This is a genomic window from Erythrobacter sp. SDW2 (genome assembly GCF_021431965.1).
Classification (GTDB): Bacteria; Pseudomonadota; Alphaproteobacteria; order Sphingomonadales; family Sphingomonadaceae; genus Parerythrobacter.
Genome location: NZ_CP090370.1, coordinates 1,731,053 through 1,746,353, shown reverse-complemented (window position 1 = coordinate 1,746,353; position 15,301 = coordinate 1,731,053). Strand labels below are relative to the sequence as shown.

The window sequence follows — 15,301 nt, the reverse complement described above, 5'->3', positions numbered from 1 at the left end:
CTAAAGTGTTGCGAACTGGCCCAATTCCTTGGGGTTGAGCCGCACCAGCAGGCGCCGTTGCGGCCCCTCCTCGCCCTCGCCCGCATTCTCGTCCTCGAGCACATCGCCATGGGCGTGGAGCCAGGCGATCTTGCGCCCTTCCCTCACCGGCAGGACGAACTCCCGCAGCTGGGCCTTGGTGGTCAGAACCTCGCCCAGTCGCTCCTGCAAAGCATCCACATTCCAGCCACTTGCCGCCGAGAGCGGGACAACGCTGTCGTCTGCCGCCGCGATCCCCGACAGTTCCTCGATCCTCTCTTCGTCGAGCAGGTCCCACTTGTTCCAGACTTCGAGAATCGGGATCGAACTTTCCCCGTCTTCCCCGTCGATCACGCCAAGATCGCGCAGAACCTCCAGCACCTGCGTCTTTTGCGCAGCCGTCGACGGGTTAGCGATATCGCGGACATGGAGGATGATGTCGGCCGCGGTCACTTCCTCCAGCGTGGCCCGGAATGCCGCCACCAGCTGGGTCGGCAGGTCGGAGATAAATCCCACCGTGTCCGACAGGATCGCCTTTTCGACACCCGGAAGCGCAATCGCCCGCATGGTGGGGTCGAGCGTGGCGAACAACAGGTCCTCCGCCATGACGTCAGCGCCCGTCAAGCGGTTGAAAAGCGTCGATTTACCGGCGTTGGTGTAGCCCACCAGCGCAATCACCGGCCACGGCGCCCTGCCCCGCCGCTCGCGATGCAGGCCGCGGGTCTTGCGGACCTGCTCCAGTTCCTTGCGCAGGCGGCCCATGCGCTGGCGGATCATCCGGCGGTCGGCCTCGATCTGGGTTTCGCCCGGGCCACCGAGGAAGCCGAAACCGCCGCGCTGCCGCTCGAGGTGGGTCCAGCTGCGCACCAGGCGGCTCTGCTGGTAATCGAGATGCGCCAGTTCGACCTGCAGCCGGCCCTCCGCCGTTGCCGCCCGCTCGCCGAAGATCTCGAGGATCAGCCCGGTGCGGTCGATGACCTTGCGCTTGAGCTTCTCTTCCAGATTGCGCTGCTGGATCGGGCTGAGCGCGCCATCCACGACCACCAGTTCGATTTCGTGCAGTTCGCAGTCGGTCGCGATCCGTTCGACCTGGCCCGAGCCGAACAGCGTGTTGGGTCGCACATCGCGCACCGGCAGGATGTAGCTTTCCGCGATGACGATACCGATCGCCATCGTCAGGCCGCAGATTTCCTCCAGCCGCGCCTCGGGGTCGAGATCGTAGCGTTCGCGCCTGATATCGGGGCACACGACGAGCGCCCGCGCCCCGCGCGAGACCTCGCCCATCAGGTTGTCATCGAAACTCAGTCTTCTTCGTCCTCTTCCCAGTCGGTCAGGTCGACCGCACTGGCGGGCTGCACGGTCGAGACCGCATGCTTGTAGGCGAGCTGGACGTAGCCGTCGCGCTCCAGCAGCACACAAAACAGGTCATAGGCGCCGATCCGTCCCTGCAGCATCACGCCATTGATCAGGAACATCGTCACCTGCACCCCGGCATCGCGCACGCGGCTGAGGAAGACGTCCTGCAGCAGGCGCTGCTTCTTGTTGCCGTCCTGGCTGGCGAATTGCGACGCCTCGATCGGAGTGCCCGGCATGATCGTGCTGATCGCGTGCTTGTAGACCAGCTGCGACTGGCCATCGCGACGCAGCAGCATCGAGAAATTGTCGAACCAGGTCACGATGCCTTGCAACTTGACGCCCTTGACGAGGAACACCGTCACCGGCGTCTTGTTGCGGCGCAGCAGGTTGAGGAACGAATCCTGCAAATTGGCATGGCGCGGCTCCTTGCCGCCCTGGTCTTGCGCGCGGGGACGCGCCGAAAGTGTGTTTCCACCGGACATAACTGTCTCCATCTTATTGGCGACCGGCTGCCCGGCCGCGATCTGGCCGGCGGACCACCAATCCGCCGCCGAGTCTGTTGCCGAATATGGAGTTGTAATGGGCGCGTTTCAATCCGGTATTTCGGACGGGTGTTTGCGCCGGTTGCCTACTCGTCATCCTTGCGGTCGGTCATACCGAGAATCTTGAGCTTCCGGTGCAGCGCGGAACGTTCCATCCCGATGAAGCTGGCGGTCTTGGAGATATTGCCCGAGAACCGCCGGATCTGGACGCTGAGATACTCGCGCTCGAAGTTTTCGCGGGCTTCGCGGAGCGGCACACCCATCAGGTTGCTGAGCCCTGATCCGCCACCCAGCTTGCCGCTGGTGACTTCATTGGGAAGCATATCGGGTTGGACTTCCTCCATCCGCTCACGCGGGGAGAGGATGACCGTCCGTTCCACGACATTGCGCAACTGGCGGACATTGCCCGGCCAGTCATAGGCCTGCAGCGCTGCCATGGCCTCCTGGCTGATGTTCGGAGGCTGGATGCCCTGCTCGGCGGCGTAGCGGGTGAAGAAATGCTCGGCCAAGGCCGGAATATCGTCGCGCCGTTCGGCCAGCGAGGGGATCGAGACAGGGACCACATTGAGGCGATAGAACAGGTCTTCCCGAAAGTTCTTTTCGTCGATTTCTTCCTGCAAGTCGCGCGCGGTCGAGGAAACAACGCGAACATCGACCCCGATCTGGCGCGAGCCGCCTACCCGGACGAAGCTTTGCTCTGTCAGCACGCGCAAAATCCGCGCCTGGGTGGACAGCGGCATATCGGCCACTTCGTCGAGATAGAGCGTCCCGCCATCGGCCAGTTCCAGCAGACCGGGACGAACAAGCTTGCCATCGGCTTCCTCCCCGAACAGCTCCTGCTCGAAGCGTTCGGGGGTGATGCGGGCCGAATTGACCGATACGAAGGGATGATCGGCACGCGGACTCCAGCTGTGGAGCAGGCGCGCAGCCACTTCCTTGCCAGCCCCGGCCGGGCCCGAGATCAGCACCCGGCTGCCGGTATTGGCGACCCGCTTGAGCGTCGCCCTGACCTGGTTGATGACCGAGCTGTTGCCGGTGAAAGCCTCTCCGCTGGAGAAGCCCTGCCGCAGCCGCACGTTTTCGCGCCGCAGCCGCTGGGTCTCGGTCGCGCGGGCGACAAGGTGCAGCAGGCGCGAGGCCTCGAACGGCTTTTCGATGAAGTCCATCGCCCCGCGGCTGACGGCGGAGACAGCCGTGTCGATATTGCCGTGGCCGGAGAAGATGATCACCGGGATATCCGGCTCGCGCTCCTTGATCACGTCGAGCACTTCGAGCCCGTCCATCGCGCTGCCGTGCAGCCAAACATCCAGCAGGACGACACTCGGCCGGCGCTCGTCGAACATTGACAGCGCGCTGCTGCTGTCGCCCGCCGCGCGGCATTCATAGCCTTCGTCACTGAGCACGCCCGAGACGAGCTCACGGATGTCGCGCTCATCATCGACGACGAGAATATCGAGCGCCATTACGGCCTCTCCTTTTTGTAAACAGCGGTCATTCGGCGGCCTCGCGATCCGGGACCGCCGGGTTGCGGGCGAACCGCAAGGTCACGCAGGTGCCGCCGCTGGCGGTGGTCGAGAAGCTCATGTCGCCGCCATGCTCCTCGACGATCTTGTTGACGATCGCGAGCCCGAGGCCGGTGCCTTTCTCGCGCGTGGTCATATAGGGCTCGACGATCCGCTCGCGATCCTGCGGCAGACCGACGCCATTGTCTTCGATGGCGATCTCGATCAGTTCGTCGGTGCTGCGCAGCGTCACGCCGATCCGACCACGAAAATCGACGTCCTCGTGCTGTGCCCGGGCTTCGACCGCCTCGGCTGCGTTTTTGAGCACATTGGTGAGCGCCTGGCCGAACTGGTGCCTGTCGCAAGCGACCAGCAGCGGCCCGTCCTCCTCGTGGGCGAGTCCGAAATCGATCGAAGGATGCGCCACCTCCTGCAGGAACAGGGCCTGCTTGAGCAGGTCGAGCGCATCCTCTTCGCGGAACACCGGCTTTGGCAAGCGGGCGAAGGAGGAGAATTCGTCGACCATGGTCCGCAAGGCCCCGACCTGGCGCACGATGGTGGAGGTCAGCTCGTCGAACAACTCGCCATCGACTTCGATCTGGGTCCTGTAGCGGCGCTTCAGCCGCTCGGTCGCGAGCTGGATCGGTGTCAGGGGGTTCTTGATTTCGTGCGCGATCCGGCGGGCGACGTCGGACCAAGCCGCCTGTCGCTGGTCGAGTAGCTGGCGGGTGATATCCTCGAAAGTGATCACATGCCCGCCAGAGGCCGGAGTCAGTTTCACCGCCAGCGTCAACAGCTCGCCGCTCTTCGAGAAATTGACGATCCCGCTGGTCACCCGGGCCTGCGCCAGCTGCGCCATTTGCGGGGCGAAGGCCTCGAGCGGCTGGCCGCGATGGGGCCTGTCCGGATCGTCGAGCAGGATGTCCTTGGCCGGACGATTCATCAGCAGTATGCGTCCGTCTCCATCGGTCGAGATGACCCCGGCGGTGACCGATTCCAGCACCGTCTCGATGAAATGCCGCCGTTCGCCCAGTTCGTGGTTGGCGCTTACCAGAGCGTCGGTCTGCTTCTCGATCTGCGCCGTCATGCGGTTGAAGGCGCGATTGAGCAGGCCGATTTCATCGCCACCCTTGCGCCCTTCGACCCTGAGCGAGAAATTGCCCGCCCCGACCTTGCGCGCCGCTGCGACCAGATCGGTCAACGGCTCGACCTGACGGTCGGCAAAGCGCAGGGCGAACCATACGGCGAGGCCGACCAGCGCCAGGCTGACGAAGAACAGCGCGAGGTTGAACCGCAACTGGAGGGCCCGCGCCCGCGCGGTTAGCGCGCGATAGGAGCTGACGATCTCGCTGGCCTGGTCCCATTGGCTGAACGAGAGCGATTCCGCAGTGCGGGCATTGTAGAGGAAAATCCCTGCCTGCCGGTCGATCGGCGCGACCGTTTCGATTCGCTGGGAATTGGCGAACACCACCTGCGTTTCCCCGCGCCGGTACAATGCCATGGCTTCGGCAGTGACCTTGGTCGGGTCGTTCCCTTCGACGAGACCAATCGCCAGCGCGGTATTGATCCGCCCATCGGGAAACACCTGCATGATCGCGCTTTCGTTAATTTCACGCGCCTGCATGTGATAGGTGTAATCGTCCAGAAAGGCCTGGCTGGCGAGGTCGGCGGGTTGCTTGCCCTGCAGCATATACAGCATGTCGCTGGCCATGGCCTGGGTCTCCTGGGCGACTTCCAGCTGGTTCTGCTCGTAATATCCCTCGGCCAGCTGGTTGACGTTCTCCATCACCCCGCGCGACTGAGCCGAGAACCAGAAATCCACGCCGGACTGGAAGAGGAAGGCGGCAAATCCGGCCACCAGCAGCGTCGGCACGGCGGCGATCAGCGAGAACAGGAAAACCAGTCGCACATGAAGACGCGCGGTGCTGCCGGCGGCCCGCTTGAGTGCCAGCCTGCGGCCCAGCAACACCAGCAGGGCAATCGACGGGACGAGTGTGCCAATCAGCAGGCTGGTGACCCGCCTTGTCGGCAGCATCTGGCCATCCGCCGGTGCACTGGCAAAGGTCAGCCAGGTCAGCCAGACCATCCCGGCAACTGCCACCAGGCAAATGACTTCGATCCAGCGATAGATGTTGGCCCGGCGCGAAGCGACGACGAATTGCCGCCACCAGCGTGGGCTCCGCTCTATCGTGTGGCCGCCTTGCTCCATCGTTGCCTATTTACAACGCTGGTGTTGCCGCTTTGCAAGCGGTTTCTGTTGCAGGCATGCCACTAGGCTCTTGCCGAGAACGCTTCGGCTACGATCCCGAGCTCGCCGAGCCGCTTGCGCAGCGTGTTGCGGTTGATGCCGAGCAATTCGGCCGCGCGTAGCTGGTTGCCGGCTGTGACGCGCAGGGCATGTTCGAACAACGGCTTCTCGAACGCGGCGGAGGCAGCACGATAAAGCGCGCCCGGAGCCGGATGGTGCTGCTCGATCCAATCCATCACTGCCCTGTCGACCGAAGAGGATCGCTCGGTCGCAGAATGCCCCTGTTCCTTGCCCAGCACTTCGCGGGCTAATTCGACGTCGATCACCTCGTTCCTGGCAAGGAGCGCAAGACGGTAGATGAGGTTGCGCAGTTCGCGCACATTGCCGCGCCAAGGCTGTTGCTCGAGCAAGGATACTGCGGCTTCATCGATCTGGCGGCGGGGCAGCCCTTCCCCTTCCGCAAGAACAAGGAAATGGCGTGCCAAGGCACCGATATCCTCGCGCCGGGCCCGCAGTGGCGGCAGTTCGATGGGGACGACATTGAGGCGATAGAACAGGTCTTCGCGGAACCGGCCGCTGGCGATCATCGGGGCAAGGTCGCGATTGGTGGCAGCGATGATGCGGACATCCACCGCAACATCCTGCCGCCCGCCGACGCGCCGGATGCGCCCCGACTGCAACGCCCGCAGCAGCCGGGTCTGCGCTTCCAGCGGCATGTCGCCGATTTCGTCGAGGAACAGCGTGCCGCCATTGGCCTGTTCGAACTTGCCAATGGCTTGGCCGACTGCACCGGTGAAAGCGCCTTTCTCGTGCCCGAAGAGTTCGCTTTCGATCAAGTCACGCGGAATCGCGGCCGCGTTCACGGCCACGAAAGGCCCGGTCTTGCGCGCACCGAGCTCGTGGATGGCTTCGGCCACCAGCTCCTTGCCCGTGCCGGATTCGCCCAGCACCAGCACCGTCAGATCGTTGCGGAGCACGCGGGTGATCATGCGGAACACACCCTGCATCGCCTGGCTGCGACCGACCAGCGGCAGGTTGCCGGCATCGGGCTGGCCTTCGGCCACATTACCGGACGATGCGCCCGCCGCCTGGCGTACAGCCCGGATCAACTCGTCGAGGTCGAACGGCTTGGGGAAATATTCGAACGCATCGTTCTCGCTCGCCCGCACGGCGGTATCGAGCGTATTCTGGGCCGAGAGGATGATGATCGGCATCGCCGGATGCGATCCACGCACCTTGCCCAGGGTGGCGATGCCGTCGCCATCTTCCAGCATCACATCGGTGAGCATGCAGGCATAGCGCTGCGTGGCCAGCAATCGGTCGCGCGCGGCAATCGCGGCACAACGGTCGACGGCATAGCCCTCACCCTCGAGCGCACTTACAATCACCGCAGCGATGGAATTGTCATCCTCGACCAGCAGGATCGGATCGGTCATTGTTCGTTCCTCGGCGCCATGGCGAGATTGATCCGGAATCGGGTGAGTCCCGCACGCTCGTCCCGCTCATGCGCGATGCGCCCGTCCATATCGCTCACCAGCTTGCGCACCAGGGCGAGGCCGAGGCCCTGCCCGCCCTTCTTGGACGTCACGAAGGGCTCGAACACGCGGTCGCGCACCGCAGGATCGATGCCCGGCCCGTTGTCTGTGACAGTCAGTTCGATCGGCAGGCGGACAGAGCGCCCGGGGCGCAGGACATTCATCACCAGCCCGCTCACAAAACGCGTCTGGACTACAATCCGGCCACCATCCTCTGCTCCGGCGCAAGCATCGCGAGCATTGCTGAGCAGGTTGATCAGCACCTGTTGCAAGGCATCGGGGCTGGCCCAAACCGGCGGTAACGAGGGGTCGAATTCCTCTATGTAGGTAACCCCCTTGTCGTCAGCCGAGCGGACCAATGTCAACGCCGCCCGCACAATCGCGTGCAGGTTCACCGCCTCCATCGGTTCGCTGCTGCGGCTGCCCAGTTCCTGCATCCGGTCGACCAGCCGGGCGATACGATCCACCTCGTCGCCGATCATCTTGGCGAAGGGGCGGTCGGCTTCGGGCAGGCGGCGGATCAGCAACTGGCCTGCCCCGCGGATAGCGGCGAGCGGGTTCTTGATCTCGTGCGCCAGCACGGATGGAGCAGCCGGTAGGGTATCCTCGACCGACTTCTCCATATGCGCCTGGCCGATGTCTGACAGTGTAATCACCCGCCAGCCGGAATGGGTCGCCACGAGAGACATCGTCAGATTGACCTGCCGCGAGCCCGCGGCCGTGCCGATCGAGAGTCCGCGAGCGGTCAACTGCGCCTCCGGTTCATGGAGGCGGACAAGCACCCTCTTCTCGGCAATTTCGACCATGTCGGTGAACTTCTGACCAATCAGCCGGCTGGCGCTGCGCCCGAGCAGGTCCTCCGCAGCAGGGTTTGCCTCGGCAATGCGCCCTTCCGGGTCGATCAACAGCAAGGCGAAGACGAGACCGGCGATCTGCGCCTGCGGATCGGGCCTCGCCGCTTCCTCGGTCATGCAGCCTGCCGGTGCAGGAACGGTTCGTAAAACCGCTCGATTTCGCCCAGCACCTGCTTCGGATCGTCGATGAAGTTGACGAAATTGCGGAACTCGGCCGATCCGTGCATACCCTTGGTGTACCAACCCAGATGCTTGCGGGCGATCTTGACGCCGACAGCTTCGCCATAGTGGTCGAGCATACGCTGGTAATGTTCCACCAGGACGCGGTACTGCTCGCCGAATCCGGGGCTTGCCAGCTTCTGACCGGTGCGCCACCAGTGCATCACCTGCGCCAGCAGCCATGGCTTGCCGTAGGCACCGCGTCCGATCATCAGTCCGTCAGCGCCCGATTGTTCGAGCGCCTTTGCCGCGTCGTTGATCGAGCAGATATCGCCATTGACGATTACGGGAATGGAAACCGCGTCCTTGACCTTGCGGACGAAGGCCCAGTCGGCGTGGCCCTTGTACATCTGGTTGCGGGTGCGACCGTGAACGGTGATCATCTTGACCCCCAGATCCTCGGCCATACGCGAGAGTTCGGGCGCGTTGAGGCTGGCATGGTCCCACCCCATCCGCATCTTGACCGTCACCGGCACGTTTACCGCCTTGACCGTCGCTTCCATCAGTCGGACCGCCAGCGGCACTTCGCGCATCAACGCGCTGCCGGCGAACTGGCCCACGACCTTGCGCACCGGGCAGCCGAAATTGATGTCGATGATCGCCGCGCCATTGCCCTCCTGCAGTTTGGCCGCCTCGGCCATGCTGGCCGGATCGCAGCCGACCAGCTGCATCGAAACCGGGTCTTCGGTGCTGTCCCACGCCGCCTTCTGGACCGACTGCCGGGTTTCGCGGATCGCGGCTTCGCTGGCGATCATCTCGGTCACGTTGAGGCCCGAGCCATACCGGCGCACCAGCGTGCGAAACGGCAGGTCGGTCACGCCGGTCATCGGGGCGAGCACCACCGGCGTCTCGATCGCGACGGGACCGACCTGGATCGGCTTCACGGGAGGAGGAGGTGCGAGATCGCTCATGCTGCGGTGCAATATGCCTAAAATTTGGGCAGCCACTAGTGGATTGCGGCCAGGCGCGCAAGGCGTTAGCGGGACGCGATGAGCCGTTGTGATCCCCTGCCCTCCTTTGCGGCGATCGTCGTCGCTGCGGGGAAAGGGATTCGAGCCGGGCAAAGGGTTCCCAAGCAATTCGCCGACTGGCGCGGAAAACCTGTTGTGGCGCACTCGGTCGGCGCGCTGGTTGCAGCCGGAGCGGACCCGGTCGTGGTCGCGATCCCGCGCGGGACAGAGATGCAGGCGATGACGGCACTGCGCGATTTCGGCAAGGTCCGGTTCGTGACTGGCGGAGCGACCCGGCAGGAATCGGTCGCTGCCGCGCTCGACTCGCTGGCGGAGGACGCGCCCGAACGGGTGCTGATCCACGATGCCGCGCGTCCCGACCTGCCGCAGGAAGTGATCGCGCGCCTGCTTGTTTCGCTGGACCAGCATCCGGGTGCCATTCCGACGTTGCCCGTAGTGGATAGTCTTGCGATCGAGCGCGACGGCGTGATGGCCGGCTCGGCCGACCGCGAAACGCTGCGCCGGGTTCAGACGCCGCAGGCGTTCCGTTACGAGGCTATCCATTCCGCACATCGCGCCTGGCAGGGCGAGCCCACCGCCGGCGATGACGCGCAGGTTCTCGCCGCACATGGTGGGAAAGTCGCGCTGGTCGTGGGTTCCGAAGCATTGCGAAAGCTGACCTTCGCGGAGGATTTCCATGACTGATTTGCCTCCCGTCCGCGTCGGTATGGGCTACGATGTCCATCGCCTCGAAGCGGGCGAGGAGCTATGGCTCGGCGGAATCCGTATCGAGCATGACAAGGGCCTCGCCGGGCATTCGGATGCGGATGTCGCGCTCCACGCCATCGTCGATGCGCTGCTCGGCGCCATCGCCAATGGCGATATCGGCGCACACTTCCCGCCCAGCGACGACCGCTGGAAAGGCGCGGCTTCCTCCGCTTTCGTCGAACACGCTGCCAAGCTGGTCAGACAGACCGGCTATGCCATCGGCAATGTCGACCTGACGATTATCTGCGAAGCGCCCAAGATCGGCCCGCACCGCGATGCCATGCGTGCCCGCATCGCCGAATTGCTCGGCACTCCGCTTTCCGCTGTGAGCGTCAAGGCCACCACGACCGAGGGGTTGGGCTTCACCGGGCGCGGCGAAGGCATTGCCGCCCAAGCGGTTGCGACCGTGTTCCTCCCCTCTTAGAATGCAAGCAATGGTCAACCAGTCCCTCCTCCCCACCGACATCGAATCCCTCGCCAGGCGGGTGGTTGAAGAGAACACCAAGGTCGGGCGCACGATTGCGCTGGCGGAAAGCTGCACCGGCGGGCTGGTTGCCGGAGCAGTCACCGAGATTGCCGGATCCTCGGCCGTGCTTGACCGGGGCTTTGTCACTTATTCCAACGAAGCCAAGATGGAGATCCTGGGCGTTTCGAGCGACATCATCGAGACCTTCGGTGCCGTGTCCATCGCCTGCGTGTGGGCCATGGCGCAGGGTGCCCTCAAACACAGCAACGCCGATGTTGCCGTGGCGGTAAGCGGCGTAGCCGGTCCCGGCGGAGGCACGCCGACCAAGCCGGTCGGTACGGTGGTTTTCGCCCGCGCAGTGCGCGGGGCCAATGGCGAGCCGGAGGGAGAACTGAAGAGCTTCGGAGATGTCGGCCGCGCCGAGGTGCGTCGTCAGGCGACGCTGGCTGCGCTGGACTTGCTGCTGCCGTAAAGCGTTGCCGCACGGGCTTCGAAGGCTTCGACCATGCGGCGAAACGCTCGATCGAAATACTGTCCCGCGATGGCTTCGAACACCCGGTTCTTGAAGCTGAACTCGACGGAGAAATCGACCGTGCAGCTCTGCTCTCCGTAAGGGGCAAAGCGCCACATGTTGTCGAGATCGCGCAGCGGCCCGTCGATATAGTGAACCCGCAGGAATTCGGGGCGCTGCTTCTCCACCCGCGAGGTGAAGCGTTCACGCAGGTTCTTGAACCCGACAACCATGTCGGCAACCATTTCGGTCTCGCTGTCGCTGCGCACGCGCGTCGCGATCACCCACGGCAGGAACTCGGCATAGCGCCCGACGTCGGCCACCAGGTCGTACATCTGCTCTGGCGTGTAGGGCAGGTGCCGGGTTTCCCGAATGCCGGGCATCAGCCGTTCGCTTTCGCCTTCGCCAGCCTGGCTTCGCGCGCGGCCTTCATCTGGGCGAAGTCGTCGCCCGCGTGATAGCTCGACCGGGTCAGCGGGCTCGCCGCGACCTGCAGGAAGCCCTTGGCCCTGGCAATTGCGCCAAAGGCGGCAAACGCCTTGGGGGTAACGAATTCCTCGACATGGGCATGGCGCGGGGTCGGCTGGAGATATTGCCCCATGGTGATGAAATCGACGTCCGCACTGCGCATGTCGTCCATCACCTGATGGACCTCGAGCCGCTGCTCGCCAAGCCCCAGCATGATGCCGGATTTGGTGAAGATCAGCGGATCGTGCGCTTTCACTTCCTCGAGCAGGCGCAGCGAGGCGTAATAGCGCGCACCGGGCCGGATCGTGGGATAGAGCCGGGGCACGGTTTCGAGGTTGTGGTTGTATACGTCGGGCCCCGCCTCGCAGATTGCTTCGACCGCCGGGCGCATCTTGCCGCGGAAATCGGGGGTGAGGATCTCGATCGTGGTATCCGGCGTCTCGCGGCGCAGGGCCTTGATGACCTTCACGAATTGCCCGGCCCCGCCGTCGGGCAGGTCGTCCCGGTCGACGCTGGTGATGACGATGTGTTCCAGCCCCATCTTGCCCGCCGCGATGGCGACGTTCTCTGGCTCCATCGGATCGACCAGGCGCGGCATGCCGGTCTTGACGTTGCAAAAGGCGCAGGCGCGGGTGCAGACATCGCCCAGGATCATCACGGTGGCGTGCTTCTTGGTCCAGCATTCGCCGATGTTCGGACAGGCCGCTTCCTCGCACACCGTGTTGAGGTTGAGCTCGCGCATCAGCTTGCGGGTCTCGTGATAGCCCTGGCTGACCGGCGCCTTGACGCGGATCCAGTCAGGCTTGCGCTGGCGAGCGGGCCGCTCGCCTTCGGGCGCGGGTGCGGAAGGCAGGTCGTTCATGGCGGCCCATCTAGGCCCCCCGTCCACAGCGCGCAATGGCCACCCTTGCCCAAATACGAATGCTCTTTTACGCGGCTTGGGCGCAGCCCTGCACTTCTATCCTACCTGCAAGAAGGCCCTGATATGCCCGAATTCGCCCATCTGCTCGAAGGATATCGCCGGTTCCGGCGCGAAGGCTATCCGCAACAGCGGGCCCGCTTTGACCGACTGTCGACCGAGGGGCAATCGCCGCAGCTGATGATCATCGCCTGCAGCGACAGCCGGGTCGATCCCTCGCAGATCTTCGACGTCGATCCCGGCGAAATCTTCGTTGTCCGCAACGTCGCGGCTTTGGTTCCGCCTTATGAAACAACCCCCGGTCACCACGGTGTCTCGGCCGCGATCGAGTTTGCGGTGCAGATGCTGCAAGTGAAACAGATCGTGGTCATGGGCCACGGCATGTGCGGCGGCTGCAAAGCCGCGCTGACGGAGAGCTTTCATGGTGCCAGCCATGGCGAAGGTGCGTTCATCGCCGACTGGATCTCCATGCTCGACGATGCACGCGTGCCGGTCACCGAGCAATTTGGCACCGAAGGGCGCGAAGCTGAGCGGGCCATGGAACTCGCCGCTGTCCGCCTTAGCCTCCGCAACCTGCTCACTTTCCCTTGGCTCAAGGCAAAGGTCGACGCTGGTTCACTGAAGATGCAGGGTGCCTTCTTCGCAATCTCGGAAGGCGTGCTTTACCACCTTGACAGTGACATGGACGAATTCGTGGCTGTCGAATAGCTTGCGAGCGCCCGTCTACACCGCCACAGAGAGCCCATGACCGAAATCGGCGCCAAGAATATCGCCCTGCTGATCGATGCAGACAATGTGAACCCGGCCGGGATCGACCCTGTGCTGACGGTTCTGGCCGAACTGGGCCAGGTCAATATCCGCCGCGCCTATGGCAACTGGGCCAAGGATGCGCTCAAGCGCTGGGGTGACATCACCAACCGCTTCGGTATCCGCCCGCACCAGCAATTCGACCTGACCCGGGGCAAGAACGCCACCGATATGGCCATGTCGATAGACGCCGTGGACCTCCTCTATCAGGGCAAGGTCGATGGCTTCGGTATCATGAGCTCCGACAGCGATTTCACGCCGCTCGTTACCCGCCTGCGCCAGGACGGACTGCCGGTCTATTGCTTCGGCGATGCCAAGACGCCGATGGCGCTCAAGACGGCCTGCACCCGCTTCATCGATGTCGACAAGCTGATCGGAAACGACAGCAAGGACGATGCTCCGGGCAAGGATGCGGCCCCAGTTGCAAGTCACGACAACACCGTCGATGAGGAGCTTATCACCCTGCTTGGCAACGCGTGGAAAGCGGCGCGGCGGGACGAGAGCGGCTTCGCCCGCCTCCACGAAGTCGGCCAGATTGCCGGCAACCGCTCCAGCTTCGACGTGCGCAATTACGGCTTCAAGCGATTGTCGGAGCTCGTCAAATCGCTCGACCGTTTCGAGTTGAAGCGGGGCGAGAACAACCAGCTGTACGTCAAGCGATTACGATAGCTGCAGGCCAGCCGAATCAGAACGGCGCGGCTCCTGCGGGAACCGCGCCGTCCAGAGTGAAACGCCGAAGCGTTCCTTACATGCCTGCGGCCTTTTCGGCCGCGTAGGCGGTCCAAAGCTCGGCCAGTGGCTGACGAGTACCTTCCACCATAGCGAAATTGGCTCTGGCTTGGTCATACTTGCCCTGTTCGATCTGGGCGATGCCGAGGCGGGTCAGTGTGACCGGCTTGTCGACGCCCGGCAGGGTCAGGGCCTTGGCATAGAACTCTTCGGCCTTGGCATAGTCGCCAATGTCGAAAAATGATTCGGCCGCTGCAACGACGGTCAGCAGCTTGCTGCCGGTACGAGCGTCGCGCTCGAGATCGGCCATGCCGCCCCGGTTGTCGGCAATACGCTCAGCCGTTGCTTTCAGCACATCCGAAACGGTGACGTCGGACTCGTTGAGGACGCCCTTGGCAATGCCTTCCTTGAGCACCGAATTCACTTCGTTCGGGAACAGGATCTCGTTCGATTCCTCGGCATAGCCGATGTAAAGCCGTTCGATCTGCTCGCGCATGGTTTCGACCCGATCTGCTTCAAAGGCCGAGGTGTCGATCCGCTCGGGCGAGAGCACGCCGGTGCGGCGAGCAAGTCGCAGGACATCGAGGATCGCCGCATCGTCGTAGTCCATGAAGCTGATCTGGCCCACAACCGCATCGGCCCAAACATTGGGCGATGGATAGTGCTTGAGCAGGAGAGCACCAAACTCGGCGGTCTGCTGGCCCATCTGGTTGTTGAACGCCGTGGCAAAGCCCTTGCGCAGCCAGTTTTCCTGGATCGGTTGTCCGGCTTCGTCGAGCGCCTTCACCCAACCATAAAGCTCGGCCAATCCTTCCTCATAGCGATCCTCGTCGAAATAGGTTTCGATCGTCATGACCCGGATATCGCCGGCATTGACGGTCTTGGTCGTGCCATCGGTCAGGCGGCCCTCGAAGCTGTAACCGGCATCTGCTGCCTTCCTGCCCCACTCGCGCGCGGCGTCCATGTTGCCGAGGTTCGAATTGAGCAGGAAACCATTGTAATACAGCTGGCCGATGCGATCGGCATTCTTGCCGCTCTCGATCATCATCTCCAGGCCCTGAAGCTGGAGAGCATAGTCATCGAACTTGCCGCCAATGCTGAGCAGAACGTTGCCGGCCGCATCCTTGTCGTCAGCGGTTTCGACCGCAGCCAGCAGCGCGGGGATTGCGCCGCGCAGGGCGGCTTCGTCCGGAACAGGCGAGTTCACCAGCGGAACGATCGGCCCGTAAACCTTCTCGAATCCCTTGGAGAGCTTGGGCGCAGCGGCCTTCTTTTCCTTCTTGTCCTTCTGGGCATAGGCAGGCGCTTCGAGCGCGACCGCGCCGAGCGCAGTGCCGCAAAGCAGGGCGACAGCCAAGGCTACCGAGGTGCCCGGGCGATTGGAGGTGCGATTGATGAAACGCATGAGC

13 protein-coding genes and 1 pseudogene are annotated in these 15,301 nt (G+C 63.7%); 4 read left to right on the top strand and 10 right to left on the bottom strand.

Going from position 1 to position 15,301, the window contains the following annotated elements; all coding sequences use genetic code 11:
* The 7 genes from hflX to dusB all read right to left on the bottom strand — a co-directional run bounded on the left by hflX (position 1) and on the right by dusB (position 9,185).
* Complete coding sequence (gene hflX / locus LY632_RS08525; RefSeq protein ID WP_234090718.1) at positions 1 to 1,302, bottom strand: GTPase HflX; 1,302 nt, start codon at positions 1,300 to 1,302, stop codon at positions 1 to 3.
* 17 nt (positions 1,303 to 1,319) lie between these two features.
* Positions 1,320 to 1,856 carry an RNA chaperone Hfq gene (gene hfq / locus LY632_RS08520; protein WP_234090717.1) on the bottom strand — a complete coding sequence of 179 codons (537 nt, stop codon included), beginning with the start codon at positions 1,854 to 1,856 and terminating at the stop codon, positions 1,320 to 1,322.
* Between the two features lie 146 nt (positions 1,857 to 2,002).
* Positions 2,003 to 3,379 carry a sigma-54 dependent transcriptional regulator gene (locus tag LY632_RS08515; protein WP_234090716.1) on the bottom strand — a complete coding sequence of 459 codons (1,377 nt, stop codon included), beginning with the start codon at positions 3,377 to 3,379 and terminating at the stop codon, positions 2,003 to 2,005.
* A gap of 28 nt (positions 3,380 to 3,407) precedes the next feature.
* Entirely contained in the window at positions 3,408 to 5,627 is a 2,220-nt protein-coding gene (locus LY632_RS08510; protein ID WP_234090715.1) for an ATP-binding protein, read from the bottom strand.
* Between the two features lie 62 nt (positions 5,628 to 5,689).
* The gene (locus LY632_RS08505) at positions 5,690 to 7,102 is read right to left on the bottom strand and encodes a sigma-54 dependent transcriptional regulator (protein ID WP_234090714.1); all 1,413 of its coding nucleotides are present in this window, start codon (positions 7,100 to 7,102) and stop codon (positions 5,690 to 5,692) included.
* A complete protein-coding gene (locus LY632_RS08500) occupies positions 7,099 to 8,172 on the bottom strand; it encodes a nitrogen regulation protein NR(II) (RefSeq protein WP_234090713.1) in 1,074 nt (357 codons plus the stop codon). Before LY632_RS08500 ends, LY632_RS08505 begins: the two co-directional genes overlap by 4 nt.
* Positions 8,169 to 9,185, bottom strand: a complete 1,017-nt coding sequence (gene dusB, locus LY632_RS08495; protein ID WP_234090712.1) for a tRNA dihydrouridine synthase DusB — start codon at positions 9,183 to 9,185, stop codon at positions 8,169 to 8,171. Before dusB ends, LY632_RS08500 begins: the two co-directional genes overlap by 4 nt.
* Positions 9,186 to 9,263: 78 nt before the next feature.
* Here dusB and LY632_RS14345 point away from each other — a divergent pair.
* Positions 9,264 to 10,416 (top strand): annotated as a pseudogene (locus LY632_RS14345) (bifunctional 2-C-methyl-D-erythritol 4-phosphate cytidylyltransferase/2-C-methyl-D-erythritol 2,4-cyclodiphosphate synthase).
* A 10-nt stretch (positions 10,417 to 10,426) separates the two neighbouring features.
* Entirely contained in the window at positions 10,427 to 10,930 is a 504-nt protein-coding gene (locus LY632_RS08480; RefSeq protein WP_234090709.1) for a CinA family protein, read from the top strand.
* Here the strand turns inward: LY632_RS08480 and LY632_RS08475 are convergent.
* Both LY632_RS08475 and lipA read right to left on the bottom strand, forming a co-directional pair.
* Positions 10,891 to 11,352 (bottom strand): type II toxin-antitoxin system RatA family toxin, encoded by a 462-nt coding sequence (locus tag LY632_RS08475; protein WP_234090708.1) that lies wholly within the window; start codon positions 11,350 to 11,352, stop codon positions 10,891 to 10,893. The genes LY632_RS08480 and LY632_RS08475 overlap by 40 nt on opposite strands.
* Positions 11,352 to 12,299: a lipoyl synthase gene (lipA, locus tag LY632_RS08470; protein ID WP_234090707.1), complete on the bottom strand. Its 948-nt coding sequence runs from the start codon at positions 12,297 to 12,299 to the stop codon at positions 11,352 to 11,354. Before lipA ends, LY632_RS08475 begins: the two co-directional genes overlap by 1 nt.
* 123 nt (positions 12,300 to 12,422) lie before the next feature.
* Between lipA and LY632_RS08465 the strand changes: the two genes are divergently transcribed.
* Together LY632_RS08465 and LY632_RS08460 are read left to right on the top strand one after the other, a co-directional pair.
* Positions 12,423 to 13,064, top strand: coding sequence for a carbonic anhydrase (locus LY632_RS08465; protein WP_234090706.1), 642 nt, complete (start codon positions 12,423 to 12,425; stop codon positions 13,062 to 13,064).
* 36 nt (positions 13,065 to 13,100) lie between these two features.
* The gene (locus LY632_RS08460) at positions 13,101 to 13,832 is read left to right on the top strand and encodes an NYN domain-containing protein (protein ID WP_234090705.1); all 732 of its coding nucleotides are present in this window, start codon (positions 13,101 to 13,103) and stop codon (positions 13,830 to 13,832) included.
* A gap of 76 nt (positions 13,833 to 13,908) precedes the next feature.
* Here LY632_RS08460 and LY632_RS08455 read toward each other — a convergent pair whose 3' ends face one another.
* The gene (locus LY632_RS08455; RefSeq protein WP_234090704.1) at positions 13,909 to 15,297 is read right to left on the bottom strand and encodes a tetratricopeptide repeat protein; all 1,389 of its coding nucleotides are present in this window, start codon (positions 15,295 to 15,297) and stop codon (positions 13,909 to 13,911) included.
* Positions 15,298 to 15,301 lie beyond the last annotated feature (4 nt).

Coding starts and splice junctions, on each gene's coding strand:
- hflX (WP_234090718.1), bottom strand. CDS start 1,302: ATGGGCGAGGTCTCGCGCGGGGCGCGGGCGCTCGTCGTGTGCCCCGAT.
- hfq (WP_234090717.1), bottom strand. CDS start 1,856: ATGTCCGGTGGAAACACACTTTCGGCGCGTCCCCGCGCGCAAGACCAG.
- LY632_RS08515 (WP_234090716.1), bottom strand. CDS start 3,379: ATGGCGCTCGATATTCTCGTCGTCGATGATGAGCGCGACATCCGTGAG.
- LY632_RS08510 (WP_234090715.1), bottom strand. CDS start 5,627: ATGGAGCAAGGCGGCCACACGATAGAGCGGAGCCCACGCTGGTGGCGG.
- LY632_RS08505 (WP_234090714.1), bottom strand. CDS start 7,102: ATGACCGATCCGATCCTGCTGGTCGAGGATGACAATTCCATCGCTGCG.
- LY632_RS08500 (WP_234090713.1), bottom strand. CDS start 8,172: ATGACCGAGGAAGCGGCGAGGCCCGATCCGCAGGCGCAGATCGCCGGT.
- dusB (WP_234090712.1), bottom strand. CDS start 9,185: ATGAGCGATCTCGCACCTCCTCCTCCCGTGAAGCCGATCCAGGTCGGT.
- LY632_RS08480 (WP_234090709.1), top strand. CDS start 10,427: ATGGTCAACCAGTCCCTCCTCCCCACCGACATCGAATCCCTCGCCAGG.
- LY632_RS08475 (WP_234090708.1), bottom strand. CDS start 11,352: ATGCCCGGCATTCGGGAAACCCGGCACCTGCCCTACACGCCAGAGCAG.
- lipA (WP_234090707.1), bottom strand. CDS start 12,299: ATGAACGACCTGCCTTCCGCACCCGCGCCCGAAGGCGAGCGGCCCGCT.
- LY632_RS08465 (WP_234090706.1), top strand. CDS start 12,423: ATGCCCGAATTCGCCCATCTGCTCGAAGGATATCGCCGGTTCCGGCGC.
- LY632_RS08460 (WP_234090705.1), top strand. CDS start 13,101: ATGACCGAAATCGGCGCCAAGAATATCGCCCTGCTGATCGATGCAGAC.
- LY632_RS08455 (WP_234090704.1), bottom strand. CDS start 15,297: ATGCGTTTCATCAATCGCACCTCCAATCGCCCGGGCACCTCGGTAGCC.